The following is a 13137-nucleotide window of genomic DNA, read 5'->3' as shown; positions in this document are numbered from 1 at the left end:
GCCTATTTTTTTATGTCGTTGATGCAGGCATATATATATTCGATTTCATTCCGATGGGTCCTGTCCGGCCCTGGCTCCGTCTCCAACACGACAGGTTTTCCCTCAAATTCCGGCGACAAAATCAGCCGAAGCATGGCCTCCGTTCCGATATTGCCTTCACCGACCCGGGCGTGACGGTCTTTACCCGAACCGGAAGGATATTTCGAATCATTAAAATGAACGGCCGCAAGCATCTGCCAATATCCAAGCTCGTGCCCGCGTTCCAGAAAACGTTCGGTTTGACCGGGAACCCAGACGCCGGAAGCATAGGCATGGCATGTGTCCAAACAAAAGTCGATTTTATGCGGCTCATCGGCCAGATTCCGGACATAAACCAATTCTTCAAGCGTAATGCCCATCGATCCGGGTTGTCCCGCTTGGTTTTCAAGCAAAATTTTAGCGTTTCCCTGCCATCCGGCAAGCGTTTCATTTAAACATTGTATTATATTTTTGTACCCTTGTAACGGGTCGCTGCTTTTCAGATGGCCGAAATGAACGACAATCCCTACAGACCCGCAAGCTTCGGCGATGGTAAGATCATTTTGAAGCGAAGCCACCGTCGCCTGATACAATGCAGCGCCTTTGGTGTCTCCGATAGCTATATTGACCGGATATGGCGTATGGGCGATGCTCGGCATCCCTTTTTCCCGGCAAAAACGAAAGCAATCCGTCGCAGCCGCGGCATCCACTTCCTTGATCGCCAAACTGCGCGGATTTTTCGGAAAATACTGAAATGATTTGGCTCCCATGTCCCAGGCCCGCCTGGCCGCTCTCCCAAAGCCGCCGCGGGTGCTTACATGGCATCCGATAAGTCTTTTAATGCTCATGCTGGCAGGACGGACAGAAAAAAGCTTTGCGTCCCGACAATTCGATTTTATGGATGACACCGTCGCAGCGGCTGCATTTTTCCCCTTCACGGTCATAGACTTTACACATTTCATCAAACCCTCCGGTCAGCGTATCACTTTCCATAAATGGGGTTTCCATATAACCGCCATGCGCGAGGGCATCCGTCAAAACCCGAACGACGGCCTCATACAACCTGTCAATTGTCTCTGCGGATAAATCCTGGATTTGTGCCGACGGCAGCAGACCCGCTTCAAATGCGATTTCATCCGCATAGCAGTTGCCGATCCCGGCAATGACATGCTGGTTTACCAGCAGGCTTTTCAAAGCACCGCGACGGCCTTTCAGCAGTTCGGCAAAACGTTCCCTGTTCATTCTCCGGTCAAACACATCCGGTCCGAGCGGTTTGAAAATTTCATCCACTTCTTTGGCTGACAGCAGATGAAGGTATCCGAGACGAAGACCGATAAAATATAACGTTTTCTGTCCAAATTCGATTTCGATCTGCGTATTCCGGCTTGGGCGGTTCTCCTCCGTTCCGTAGTACAGCATGCCGCCCAGCATCAAATGCAGCAGCAAACGACGTCCGCTATTCAAATGGAAGATCAGGTGTTTCCCCCGTCTTTCCACAAAAATGACACGTTGCCCAGCAAGTTCTTTGGCGAACTGCTCCGCAGGCACATTCACCGACTTTTCCCTGTTGACAAGAACATGCGATATCGGGTGGTCGATAATTTGTTCGGAAAGCATTCTTCGGTAGTTTTCCATTTCCGGGAATTCCGGCATCTCTACATCGTCCCTTTCGTAAAAAAGCTTTATTGAAAAAACGTTTTTCGTTATACTCTCTCTTCATCGATTTATTCGCAAGAACATAACCAATCCTTTAGTTCATAAAGATCTTTACAGATCATGTCCGGCTTGAATCCTGCCGCCTCTATGTGTTTGTCCAAGTTTTCCGGTGTTGTAAGCCCGGTCAAGACCAGAATGGTCTGACACCCGGCTTGCGCCCCTGCAGTAATGTCTGTTCGCATATTATCCCCCACCACCGTTGCATCGGACGGAGATATCCCTAGCCGTTCTGTAGCAAAAGTCATCAAATGACCAGACGGTTTGCCGATGACAATAGGCTCTACGCCGGATGCAGCCTGAATGGAGGCTGACAAAGAACCCGCACCGGGCAAGAATCCATTATCCGAAGGCAGCAGCAAATCCGGATTCGTGAGCACATATACCGCCCCTTCGCGTATCCAGGCGACGGCTTTCATCAATTTTTCATATGTAAAGGATCTGTCGATTCCCTGAACCACAAACTGCGGGTTGTCCTCCACAATATGAAGTCCTGCCTCGAGCAGCGCCTGACGGAGTCCTTCTTCTCCTAGCATAGCCACGGCAGCTCCGGGAGATTCCTGGGCAATGTATTTGGCAGCAGCAAGCGCAGAAGTGCATACCTCGTGCGGTGCTGCGGGAATGCCCAAGTCATTCAAATGTGAAGCCACCCCTTCGGCTGTCCTGGAAGAATTATTCGTTACAAACAAATAGGGGATATTTCTTTCCATTAAGGTCCGGATCAGTATATCTGCGCCAGGGATGCGCTGCTTGCCGTGATAAAGTGTCCCGTCAAGGTCGATCAACAAACCTTTGCTTTCCTGATATGTAGTCATAACCGCGTCCTCTTTTCCCGAAATGCTCATGATAGTACGAATACATCTTATGATCATAATAACATCTTCTTCAGATCTTACCGTTATACAGTTCATTATGTGCGCCAAAAGCGAGAAATACTTGTCATTTCCGCGCTTTACGCCAGTTCTATTTTAAGAAAATTGAAGAAAAGCCGCAACTAATGAACGAAAATCAACTTGCCATCGCGACGATTTAAACTTTTTTTCTGCGAAGTTCGTCAAAGATGTACGTTTAACGCTGCCCCTGCAGCTTCCGCCTGAAATCTTATGTCATTTCCTGCGCTTTCCCGGAAAATAATTCATTTCCCCCGGCATACGGCATCTAAAGAAAAAAGCTCCCTAAGGAGCTTTGATTATCATCAGCATTTCCTCATTTTCCTGGTCCGCCGCTTATGTATGCCTTAGTACGGGAAACAGCATGAATTCTTCGGCAAGAAGCGTCTTCGGAAACACAGACTGAGCTTCATCAAGCAGCGGCTGAAGATGTTCCTGATCCTTGTACCGCGAGCTGAAATGGGTAAGGATTAGTTCCTTGGCGCCTGCGGCGACAGCGGCTTCGGCCGCCTGAATGGATGTGCAATGGTGATAGTTATATGCCGACTCTTTCAAATCATGCATAAAGGTGGCTTCATGCACAAGCAAATCGGCATCACGCGCCAGTTCGATCACATTATCGCATGGACGGGTGTCTCCCAGAATCGTGACAATACGTCCCTTTTTAGGCTGGCCAAGCACATCGTCGGGATGCAGGGTTTTCCCATTTCCCAGGTCGATGCTCTCTCCCCTTTTCAAGCGGCCGTATGCAGGTCCCGGCTTCAAACCGTATTCAGCGAGCCGTTTCAAATCCAGGCTGCCCGGCTTGTCTTTCTCGGCAATACGGTAACCGTAGCTGTCGATCCGGTGATCGAGCAGAAGCGATTCGACGGTGACATCCTCGTCTTCAAAGACAATCCCGCCCGTATGCTCAATCACTTCAAGCTCATATTCGATTCTGGATTGGCTGAGCATCAGGCTCACTTCAATATATTGTTTTAATCCCGGCGGGCCGTAAACGGTCAGTTTGGTTGTCCCGCCCTGATAAGCGCGGCTGGACAGCAGGCCAGGTAGGCCAAAAATATGGTCTCCATGCAAATGGGTAATAAAGATTTTCTCCAATTTGCTGAGCTTTAATGAAGATCGCAGGATCTGATGCTGCGTCGCTTCCCCGCAATCAAACAGCCAAAACGCCCTCCGTTCCTCGAACATGCGCAGAGCTATCGACGTCACGTTCCGCTGCAGCGAGGGAACCCCAGCATTGGTCCCCAAAAATTCAAGCTCCATAACTAGCAACCTTCTTTCTATATAAGACTATGCAAAACCGGTTGCAGCGATCTCTTGCGATTTTGCAAATCTTCAAGTCTTTCCGATATTGGAAACAGGCGCTTCATACAGGAAGACATGCCCTGTTTTATGTAATATGCGGATTTCAGCGGCAAAAAAACCTCCTGAATCGGAGGATTTTTTGCTCGCATTATCTATAAGTGCGTGTTCAAAAAGGACGGTTTTCAGCACCGAGAAATTGGTTTTCTTATCAAAAGCGGACTTTTTGAACAACCTCTATAAGATATAGTATATCACTTTGCCTTATCTACATTAAAGTAACGCGCTTCAGGATGGGCAAATACCATCGCCGACACGGAAGCTTCCGGCTCCATCATAAAGCCTTCCGTAAGCTGGACGCCGATATCTTCCGGCTTCATCAGCTTAAACAGCGGCTCCTGATCCTCAAGATCCGGACAAGCAGGATAACCGAAAGAAACGCGGATGCCTTGATAGCGGGCCCCGTGGCGCTGCTTCATGGTCATATCCGCCGGGTCCGGGATGCCCCAACTGTCCCGCATAATATGGTGCACACGTTCCGCTAACGCCTCAGCCGTTTCGAGCGCAACCGATTGAAGGGCATGCGAACGGAGGTAATCGCCTTGATCTTTCCACTCGGATGAAAGCTTGGAGATGCCTTGGCCAGCCGTCACCACCAAAAATCCAACATAATCCATCTGTCCGCTGTCAACCGATTTCAGGAAGTCGGCCAGGCAGAGGAACGGTGCGACATTCTGCCGTGGGAACGTAAAGGTATGAAGCGCCTTCGACGTATTTTCAGGGTCATAAATGATGATGTCGTTGCCTCGGGACTGTGCCGGGAAGAAGCGATACATCGCATGAGCCTGAATAATCCCTTCCTCGGCAGCCTGATTCAGCAAGTTATCTACGGTAGCTTTCAGTTCGACCGCTTTTTCATTGCCGTCGGCCAAAAGCTGTTCCACTTGTCCCTTCAAACCGAGATGATGCCCAAGGAGCATCTGCATATTCATATATGGAACAATATGGTTGATCGGGTAATTCCGAATAATATGTTGTTCAAGATCCGGCGGAATATGAACAGGCACATCGGTCGAAACGCTGGATTTCGCCGCACGCGTCAGTTCCGGCAGCACTCTAGGTTTCTCTTCTTCCGCTGCCATGGCCGCAAGCTCCGCCTTCATTTCCTCAGCCATCAAGCTTCGCTGCGCCGGATCCATTAATTTATTCGCCAAATCCAGACCATCCATGGCATCCTTCGCATATAGAACCATCCCGTTATATTCCGGACGGATGCGGGTTTTCGTGAACTTGCGCGTCAATGCCGCACCGCCGACCATAATCGGCACATCCACGCCCGCTTTTCTCAAATCCTGCGCCGTAACAACCATCTGCTGCGCGGATTTGACCAACAAGCCGGACAAGCCGATCAGGTCCGCTTTCTCCTTGCGGTATGCCTCGATAATCGTTTCCGGAGCAACTTTGATGCCCAGATTGACAATCTCGTAACCATTATTGGAAAGGATGATTTCTACCAGGTTTTTTCCAATATCATGCACATCGCCTTTTACGGTAGCAAGCAGCATCTTGCCCTTGACGGAAGATTCGTTTTTCTCCATAAATTGCTCCAGATACGAAACGGAAGCTTTCATGACCTCCGCACTTTGCAGCACTTCGGCAACGATCAGCTCATTGTTGTTGAACAGGCGACCTACCTCCGCCATTCCGTCCATCAACGGACCGTTAATAATTTCAAGCGGACCGTATTTTTGCAAAGCCGCTTCCAGATCCGGAATCAGACCTTCCTTAGAACCTTCTACCACATAAGAAGCGAGGCGCTCTTCCAGCGAAAGGTTGGACAATTTTTCTTTCTTCTCCACTTTTTTGTTCCGGAATGCAGCGACAAATGCAGCAAGCGTTTCGTCATTCGTATCATAAATCAAAGCCTCCGCCAACTTGCGTTCTTCCTCCGGAATGGAAGCGTAACGCTCCAGCTTTTCCGTATTGACAATCGCGTAATCGAGCCCAGCTTTCGTACATTCATATAGGAAGACCGAATTAAGCACCTCGCGTCCGGCTTCCGGCAGACCGAAAGATACGTTGCTGATGCCGAGGATGGTTTGGCATTCCGGCATCGCCTCTTTGATCAAACGAATCCCTTCAATCGTTTCCTTCGCCGATCCGATGTACTGCTCATCTCCGGTACCTACCGGAAAGACCAATGTATCAAAAATGATATCTTCCGGTGCGAGCTTATATTTATTCACAAGCAGGTTATAGGAACGCTCCGCCACTTTCAGCTTGTCCTCGCGCCTGATCGCTTGTCCGGTTTCGTCAATCGTCCCGACGACGACGGCAGCACCGTATTTGTGGATCAACGGCGTCACCCGCTCGAATTTTTCTTCACCATCTTCAAGATTAATGGAGTTAATGATTGCTTTCCCTTGCGAATATTTGAGGGCCAGGTCGATGACCTCCGCATCTGTTGTATCGATCATCAGCGGCACTTTGACCTTTTTGACAACCAACTCCAAAAATTGCTGCATATCTACGGCTTCATCACGGTCAGGGTCCTGAACGCAAACATCGATTACATGAGCGCCGTTTTTCACCTGGGCACGGGCGATTTCGGAAGCCTCTTCAAATTTCCCTTCCACAATCAGGCGCTTGAATTTGCGAGATCCGAGCACGTTTGTCCGTTCTCCGACCATATATGGGCGGTTATCCTGCTCAATGTAGACCGGTTCGATACCGGAAATGGACGGAGCATGTGTACCTACCATCGGGCGCGGTTGATACCGGCTCATCACCTCGGCTAAAGCGCGGATGTGGTCCGGCGTTGTACCGCAGCATCCGCCAGCAATATTGAGCCAGCCCTGCTGAGCAAAATCCTCCATTTTTCGGGCGAGCGAATCCGGCGATTCATGATAATTTCCGTTTTCATCCGGAAGACCGGCATTCGGATAGCAGCTGACAGCCGCTTTGGCCATGGCCGACAAGGAGCGGATATGATCCCGCATAAATTCCGGCCCCGTGGCGCAGTTCAAACCGACCGAGATCGGATCCAGATGCTCAAGCGAAATGTAAAAAGCCTCGATATTTTGTCCCGCAAGGGTTGTTCCCATCGGTTCAATCGTACCGGAGATCATGATCGGCAAGGCGATACCGCTCTTGTCGATTGCCTGGCGAATCCCGATACTTCCCGCCTTTACATTAAGCGTATCCTGACTTGTCTCCAGAAGCAGCGCATCGGCGCCGCCTTCAATTAAAGCCAAAGCCTGCTCCTCGTAGCTGTTCACCAGCTCATCAAAGGTTACGCCGCCCGTTACGGAAAGGGTTTTCGTCGTTGGTCCCATCGCCCCGATGACATATCTAGGCTTGTCCGGCGTACTGAACTTATCGACGGCCCTGCGGGCGATTTCAGCAGCTTTTAAGTTGATTTCTCTTGCTTTTTCAGGTATATCGTATTCCGCCAGCACAACGGAAGTTGCGCCGAAGGTATTGGTTTCTATCAAATCGGCTCCCGCTTCCAGATACTTTTCATGAATGCCTTCAATGACATCCGGGCGCGTAAGAACCAGCATTTCATTACAGCCTTCAAGTTCTTCTCCACCAAAATCCTGGGGACCGAGCTGGACCTGCTGTATCATGGTACCCATGGCACCGTCTAGTATCAATATTCGTTCTTTCATCAATTCCTGCAAGCCAGGTCTGTTCATTTTATCTCCCCCCCGCAAAACGTTAAATCCTAGTTTAACAGAATCCCACGCATTAGAAAAGTGCCAGAAAAGGCAGCAAGCCCTGATTTTATCGAAAGAAACGCATCGACAAACAGAAGAACACCCGCTATAATATGAATTAAACCAAGTGGAAAAGAGGGATTAACAAATGGCGGAAATTGTTATCCGTAATACGAACGAAAGAATCACTGGCGAAGATAATGTTCGTGAATTCTTGAATAACCAAAATGTGTTATATGAAAAATGGGATGCAGCCAAACTGCCTGCCGAGCTTCAAAATAACTTTCAATTAAATGATGAGCAAAAAAATCAGATCCTGAGCATTTATGATCAAGAGATCCGCGATTTAGCCGCCCGCCGCGGTTATCAAATCTGGGATGTCATTACTTTGTCGGACTCGACGCCGAACTTGGAAGAGCTGTTAACTAAATTTGAGGAAGTTCACACACATACGGAAGACGAGATTCGCGCGATTGTCGGCGGCAAAGGCATCTTCGTCATTAAAGGCAGCGGCGACCTCGGTTACTTTAACGTTGAACTGGAAGCCGGCGACGTCATTTCCGTACCCGAAAACACCAACCACTTTTTCACCCTGATGGACAACCGCAAAATTATCGCCGTGCGTCTCTTTATTGAAAAGAACGGCTGGGTTGCTTACCCAATTGAAGATCCGGATTTCCAAAAGGCTTAATTGTTTTATTCCATTAAATATTCATGATACGAATGTTTTAGCGACAAACCCCCGTTCCTTGGCTTTAAGGACGGGGGTTTTGGGTTTCAAGCTTTTTTGTTTAATCCTGTACTGTCAGCTTTTTGGTTGGCATGGAATGCTGAGGGCCATACGTAACATGGGAGGTAATGCTATAGGTACCGGCGCTATCGAAGGTTTTTTCTAAGACATATTTGCCTTCTCCCGCATTTGCAGCCTCCGTCTTTTCATGGACGCTGCTGTCTCCCTCTTTAATGATTTCAATCTGGACTTCATCCGCCTTATCAACCTTTTTATCCTTTTGGGTTACCTGAACCTCAATGGACACTTTTTCTCCCACCTTTACCTGTTCCGGAGTCCAGCTTAAATCCACTTTGATCGGTTCCATCATGCCTTCATCCATATTCATCCCGTCATGCCCGCTGCTGCCGCAACCGGCTAAAGCTAACATGACCAGCAAAACGGCGCCTGTCAGCCAAAATTTCCTCCTCATCCGCTGTCACTCCTTATATCATTTCCCAACATTATGTATGTGATGATTGCCGGACCTTATCTATTATACATGCTTTTATCTTTGTCAAAACATCAGGCAGTTCACAAAATTGTGACAAATATCACACCATAAACACATAAATAACCTTTACCTCAATAAAAAAGCCTGCCTAAGGAGCAAGCTCGCCAATGCAGACTTCATTGTTCATCGTAGAAAATCCATAGTTCAACCCAATTTTGCCAAAATGCCATGCAATTCAGACAGATGTTTGATTTCGTAGTCCGGCTGGATGTTGGAATGGTATGGCTTACCGTTCCGGTTGATCCAAACCGTCGTCAATCCTGCAGCAAGTCCACCCTTGATATCCGTCGAAAGTTTATCGCCTACCATTACCGCATCCTGGGGAGCGATGCCAAACTTGGACAACGCATGTTCAAAAATGCTTTGATCCGGTTTCCCTTTGCCGAATTTTCCGGAGATGACTATCTCATCAAAATAAGGCGACAGCTCCGGCACGCCATCCAGCTTTTCCTGCTGCAATCCCGGGCATCCATTCGTAAGGAGCAAAAGCTTATAGCGCCCTTTTAGTTCTTGAAGCACCTGGTAGGTTTCCTCATACACATGCGGGCGCAGTCGTCTCTCTGCACCAAATTTCCGGGCCAACAGCTGAGCCAGTTCCTCGTCCTCGACTCCAAGATGACTTAACCCACGCCGCCAGGATTCCTTCTGGTACTCCGGGATCAGCTCCGCCATACGAAGGAATTCAGGCTGTGTTCCTACATTAAACTTGCCCCACAGACCCTCAAACGGACTGATGCCGATCATAGTCGTAAACTCATAAAAATCATAGGTTTGGTACAAAACGCGCGCCTCGCGCCGAACCGCTTCCTCAAGTTCCCCGGCATCGATGCCGGTCTTGGCGGCAGCAATTTGGCAGGTAGCCTCAAAAGCTTCCTTCACGCTCCGTTCATCCCATAAAAGCGTATCGTCCAAATCAAAAAACACAGCGGTTATTCCCATAATCCCCATCCCTCTCCCATGTCATGTCTATTATTTTTCAAAAGGAATATTAAATGATTTGGCAAAACGCTCCAGGCGCTCACTCATGGCGTCGGTGTCATAACGATTGATAAGGCGGGTAAACACCCAATTTCCGCCTTTTCTGACTCTGCCTTTTCTGTCTTTGGTTCCTTTCATTTCTATGACTACGGAGCCGGCTCCGACCTTAATCTTCTCAATCTGGTCAGAGGTAAGGCGCCGGTCGCGATTAAACTTGATTGTTGAGAGCGAGTTTTTGTCCACTTTGAGAAATGGACGGCGCAGGAAAATAACCAGCGCGAGCAAAACATACAGCACGACCACAATCCAAGATAATGATGAATTCATGGCTTGCTGCTGGCTGGCTAGGCCAAGCCATAAATAAAGCGCCGCGAGTGCCACCAAAGTGATAGGCAGGACATAATTCCGTCCTTTAAAAATGTCGGCCGTAGCCGAGCCGCTTGAGGAAGAAAGGGAAGGTTTGCCTTGCTTCTTGCGCTGCTTGTTTAGTTGAGATGAGTTTTTTTGTACCATTCTTTCCCAGGAACGGGACATAGTTGTTCCCCCTTAAACATCTTATTCATTTATTTTAGTTGCGCCTAACGATCCTTCTGGTCTTCGACCCACTCGATCGACTCCAATTGAGCCTTAAAATTACGGCGGACGTTCTGAAGGTATTGTTCGCGCAATTTCGCACGCTCCTCGGTTTCTTCCTTCGTCAAGCCCGTTTCCTTGTGTTTGCGGGCAAGCTCGTTAATCCGCTGGACTAAGCTGTCAATATCCATAAAAAGCGACTCCTCCATTCATCAATTCATACCTAACTTTGCCATGAGAAAAAGAGCTTGTCAAGGTATGAACCTTACCAAGCTCTTCTGGCAAAACCGCAATTAATAGATAGGAAGAGAAAGTACATCTCCGGCTTCGATTCCGGCCGATTTCAAATGATTTACTTTCTTGATGATTTGAATATAGGCCCGGGTGTCCATTCCCTCAGGTTTATACTCACGCGCAATCTCCCAAAGCGTATCCCCTTTGGAAACTACAACCTTCTCCATTGGAACTTCATCATGAGCGGAGCCGGCAAAAACGCGCACCATGCCGGTGCCGCCGGCGACCATGATCATAATAGCAAGCACGAGTTTCATGAGCAAGCGTCGTTCAAACATCATCTGTAAGCCCCGCAAACGTTCGACAGGTCTCCAACTGCTGCTGCCGGTCACTGCCGAAACTTCATTATTATATATACTTTGATATGTAGTGTATTTTAACATGGTTCGATTCCTCCAAACATTTGTTCTTGTATGAAAACAATATAACACGAACACATGTTTTGCACAATAGTTTTTTCGAACGATTGTTCCCCTTTTTTTTAATTGGGGATCGCGAACCATTTCTGGACTTATTTCAAATGTTTCCAAATTTTTAGAACTTGTGTTTGTACGAACGGTAGTTCTATGTTATAATTTTACCAAACGTTACTAATGGGGTTGATGGGGAATGTCGAAGATATCTAGCCGCCAACAGGCAATATTGGAATTTATCAGAAACGAAGTGCGGGCCAAGGGTTATCCGCCTTCCGTCAGAGAGATTGGCGAAGCCGTTGGTTTGGCTTCTAGTTCTACCGTACATGGTCATTTGGATAGACTTGAGAAGAAGGGGCTAATCCGCAGAGACCCTACCAAACCTCGCGCCATTGAGATTTTGGGTCAGGAGGAGTCCGAGAGCAGCAACCTGTTTACGCATACTGTCGCCAGAGTACCGGTAGTCGGCAAGGTGACCGCTGGTGTACCGATTACCGCAACGGAGAACATTGAGGACTACTTTCCTCTTCCCCAACATTATGTCGGTGAAGAGAAAGTATTTATGCTTTCGGTTGTTGGAGATAGCATGGTCGAGGCAGGCATCCATAACGGCGACTATGTTATTGTTCGCCAGCAGCAGACCGCTGACAACGGCGATATCGTAGTAGCAATGACTGACGAAGATGAAGCTACGGTGAAAACTTTCTATAAAGAGAAGGATCACATCCGTCTGCAGCCGGAGAATGCGTCTTATGAGCCTCTTCGCCTGAACCATGTGACGATCCTCGGCAAGGTTGTCGGCTTGTTCCGGGATATTCATTAATCAGTGCTGTTTACAAAATGTACAAGCCCTTGTTCCTCCGGCTGGAGAAGCAAGGGCCTTTCTTTGTCTGCTACCCGAATTGCTCGTGCCGCCACAAATCTGCCAACTGTCCAAGCAAACTTTGATTCTGATGAACTCCCGGGTCCGCATTCATCATCAGCACCGCTCCCTTGCCGGTATCCGGATAGGCAATCAGCATGCATTGATATCCCATTCCCCAGCCCAGAGACGAAAACTCCAGCCGATTATTCACGGTATCCAAAAATACGCCTAGCCCCGTCCATTGGAAACAGCCTTGAGACGTGATCATCTCAGCCGCCATCCGGTCGGAAATGCCAAGCTTCCCCTTTCCATGAAGAGAATCCAAAAGTTCCATCAATAAGAATGCCAAATCCGATGGAGTTGACCACAGGCCGGCGGCCGCTGGGAAAGGGTACACAGTATACGGCGTAAGCAGCCGTTCACCATGCTTGTTGTGTCCTGCGGCTGACCCTGTACAGATATCCAAATCCGATGCAACGATTCTGCTGTGGTTCATATGTAAGGGTACAAATATTTTGTCCTGCATCACCTTGGCAAAAGGTTCACCGGTTGCATCTTCGATTAGCCCTTGGATGATGCAATAACCTGTATCCGTATAAACAAAACGCGTCCCGGGCTCCGCCACTAAAGAGGCTGGCTCTTGGCTATAATCCGTCTTTCCTCTTAATAGCTCCCCCATGGAGGGAACACCATGCTCTCTGGAATATTTGCCATAACTTCCTTCCGGATCGGCAAAACCGGCTTGATGGCTGAGCAGCCTGCGCAGCGTAATTCCCATGTAATCATACTCCGAATGTTCAGGTATTCCCCAGGCAAGCAAACGATCGCTCACATTCTCGTCCAGTCCGAGAGTCCCGTCTTCCACCAATACAAGGGCTAACATCGCTGCGGCAAATTTGCTGATTGAACATGCATTGAATAACGTATCGGACTGTACCTTCTCTTCGTCCCCAACAGCCAGTTTCCCCCAGTGTCCTTGAAAGTTTAATCTTCCGTGATCGATAAATGCCACGCTTAATCCAGGTGTGTTCGCTTTTTTCATCCGCTCGGCGACATTCCAATCATCCGTCTTCATCTGTGCGTCCC

At 48.5% G+C, this 13137-nt stretch carries 13 protein-coding genes; 2 read left to right on the top strand and 11 right to left on the bottom strand.

All coding sequences use genetic code 11. From position 1 onward, the window contains the following. Positions 1 to 2 precede the first annotated feature (2 nt). From L6442_RS13695 to metH, 5 genes are all read right to left on the bottom strand, one after another. Positions 3 to 866 carry a deoxyribonuclease IV gene (locus tag L6442_RS13695; RefSeq protein ID WP_212977381.1) on the bottom strand — a complete coding sequence of 288 codons (864 nt, stop codon included), beginning with the start codon at positions 864 to 866 and terminating at the stop codon, positions 3 to 5. After that, on the bottom strand, positions 856 to 1671 hold the full coding sequence (locus tag L6442_RS13690) for an Fpg/Nei family DNA glycosylase (RefSeq protein ID WP_212977380.1): 816 nt from the start codon (positions 1669 to 1671) through the stop codon (positions 856 to 858). The genes L6442_RS13695 and L6442_RS13690 overlap by 11 nt, the downstream gene beginning before the upstream one ends. A gap of 71 nt (positions 1672 to 1742) precedes the next feature. Then, positions 1743 to 2546 carry a TIGR01457 family HAD-type hydrolase gene (locus L6442_RS13685; protein ID WP_194233008.1) on the bottom strand — a complete coding sequence of 268 codons (804 nt, stop codon included), beginning with the start codon at positions 2544 to 2546 and terminating at the stop codon, positions 1743 to 1745. 411 nt (positions 2547 to 2957) lie between these two features. Then, a complete protein-coding gene (rnz, locus tag L6442_RS13680; RefSeq protein ID WP_212977379.1) occupies positions 2958 to 3887 on the bottom strand; it encodes a ribonuclease Z in 930 nt (309 codons plus the stop codon). Positions 3888 to 4180: 293 nt separating this feature from the next. Further along, entirely contained in the window at positions 4181 to 7624 is a 3444-nt protein-coding gene (gene metH, locus L6442_RS13675; RefSeq protein WP_212977378.1) for a methionine synthase, read from the bottom strand. 169 nt (positions 7625 to 7793) lie between these two features. On the opposite strand from metH, the gene L6442_RS13670 reads away from it, so the two are divergent. Next, positions 7794 to 8336 (top strand): 1,2-dihydroxy-3-keto-5-methylthiopentene dioxygenase, encoded by a 543-nt coding sequence (locus L6442_RS13670; protein WP_194233011.1) that lies wholly within the window; start codon positions 7794 to 7796, stop codon positions 8334 to 8336. Between the two features lie 100 nt (positions 8337 to 8436). Here L6442_RS13670 and L6442_RS13665 read toward each other — a convergent pair whose 3' ends face one another. The 5 genes from L6442_RS13665 to yneA all read right to left on the bottom strand — a co-directional run bounded on the left by L6442_RS13665 (position 8437) and on the right by yneA (position 11156). Beyond that, on the bottom strand, positions 8437 to 8847 hold the full coding sequence (locus L6442_RS13665; RefSeq protein WP_212977377.1) for a FixH family protein: 411 nt from the start codon (positions 8845 to 8847) through the stop codon (positions 8437 to 8439). A 225-nt stretch (positions 8848 to 9072) separates the two neighbouring features. After that, positions 9073 to 9867: an HAD family hydrolase gene (locus L6442_RS13660; protein ID WP_212977376.1), complete on the bottom strand. Its 795-nt coding sequence runs from the start codon at positions 9865 to 9867 to the stop codon at positions 9073 to 9075. 30 nt (positions 9868 to 9897) lie between these two features. Next, positions 9898 to 10440: a hypothetical protein gene (locus L6442_RS13655; protein ID WP_212977375.1), complete on the bottom strand. Its 543-nt coding sequence runs from the start codon at positions 10438 to 10440 to the stop codon at positions 9898 to 9900. A 44-nt stretch (positions 10441 to 10484) separates the two neighbouring features. Next, positions 10485 to 10670: a DUF896 domain-containing protein gene (locus L6442_RS13650; RefSeq protein WP_194233015.1), complete on the bottom strand. Its 186-nt coding sequence runs from the start codon at positions 10668 to 10670 to the stop codon at positions 10485 to 10487. 102 nt (positions 10671 to 10772) lie between these two features. Further along, positions 10773 to 11156: a cell division suppressor protein YneA gene (yneA, locus tag L6442_RS13645; RefSeq protein WP_212977374.1), complete on the bottom strand. Its 384-nt coding sequence runs from the start codon at positions 11154 to 11156 to the stop codon at positions 10773 to 10775. 226 nt (positions 11157 to 11382) lie between these two features. On the opposite strand from yneA, the gene lexA reads away from it, so the two are divergent. Continuing rightward, the gene (gene lexA / locus L6442_RS13640; protein ID WP_194233017.1) at positions 11383 to 12009 is read left to right on the top strand and encodes a transcriptional repressor LexA; all 627 of its coding nucleotides are present in this window, start codon (positions 11383 to 11385) and stop codon (positions 12007 to 12009) included. A gap of 70 nt (positions 12010 to 12079) precedes the next feature. On the opposite strand, the gene L6442_RS13635 is transcribed toward lexA, so the two are convergent. Then, positions 12080 to 13126, bottom strand: coding sequence for a serine hydrolase domain-containing protein (locus L6442_RS13635; RefSeq protein ID WP_212977373.1), 1047 nt, complete (start codon positions 13124 to 13126; stop codon positions 12080 to 12082). Between the last annotated feature and the right edge of the window lie 11 nt (positions 13127 to 13137).

It is taken from the genome of Paenibacillus azoreducens, assembly GCF_021654775.1.
GTDB lineage: Bacteria > Bacillota > Bacilli > Paenibacillales > Paenibacillaceae > Paenibacillus_AQ > Paenibacillus_AQ azoreducens.
The sequence above is the reverse complement of the archived record's forward strand: the minus strand, read 5'-3'. Positions and strand labels throughout refer to the sequence as shown.

Coding starts and splice junctions, on each gene's coding strand:
- L6442_RS13695 (WP_212977381.1), bottom strand. CDS start 866: ATGAGCATTAAAAGACTTATCGGATGCCATGTAAGCACCCGCGGCGGC.
- L6442_RS13690 (WP_212977380.1), bottom strand. CDS start 1,671: ATGCCGGAATTCCCGGAAATGGAAAACTACCGAAGAATGCTTTCCGAA.
- L6442_RS13685 (WP_194233008.1), bottom strand. CDS start 2,546: ATGACTACATATCAGGAAAGCAAAGGTTTGTTGATCGACCTTGACGGG.
- rnz (WP_212977379.1), bottom strand. CDS start 3,887: ATGGAGCTTGAATTTTTGGGGACCAATGCTGGGGTTCCCTCGCTGCAG.
- metH (WP_212977378.1), bottom strand. CDS start 7,624: ATGAACAGACCTGGCTTGCAGGAATTGATGAAAGAACGAATATTGATA.
- L6442_RS13670 (WP_194233011.1), top strand. CDS start 7,794: ATGGCGGAAATTGTTATCCGTAATACGAACGAAAGAATCACTGGCGAA.
- L6442_RS13665 (WP_212977377.1), bottom strand. CDS start 8,847: ATGAGGAGGAAATTTTGGCTGACAGGCGCCGTTTTGCTGGTCATGTTA.
- L6442_RS13660 (WP_212977376.1), bottom strand. CDS start 9,867: ATGGGAATAACCGCTGTGTTTTTTGATTTGGACGATACGCTTTTATGG.
- L6442_RS13655 (WP_212977375.1), bottom strand. CDS start 10,440: ATGTCCCGTTCCTGGGAAAGAATGGTACAAAAAAACTCATCTCAACTA.
- L6442_RS13650 (WP_194233015.1), bottom strand. CDS start 10,670: ATGGATATTGACAGCTTAGTCCAGCGGATTAACGAGCTTGCCCGCAAA.
- yneA (WP_212977374.1), bottom strand. CDS start 11,156: ATGTTAAAATACACTACATATCAAAGTATATATAATAATGAAGTTTCG.
- lexA (WP_194233017.1), top strand. CDS start 11,383: ATGTCGAAGATATCTAGCCGCCAACAGGCAATATTGGAATTTATCAGA.
- L6442_RS13635 (WP_212977373.1), bottom strand. CDS start 13,126: ATGAAGACGGATGATTGGAATGTCGCCGAGCGGATGAAAAAAGCGAAC.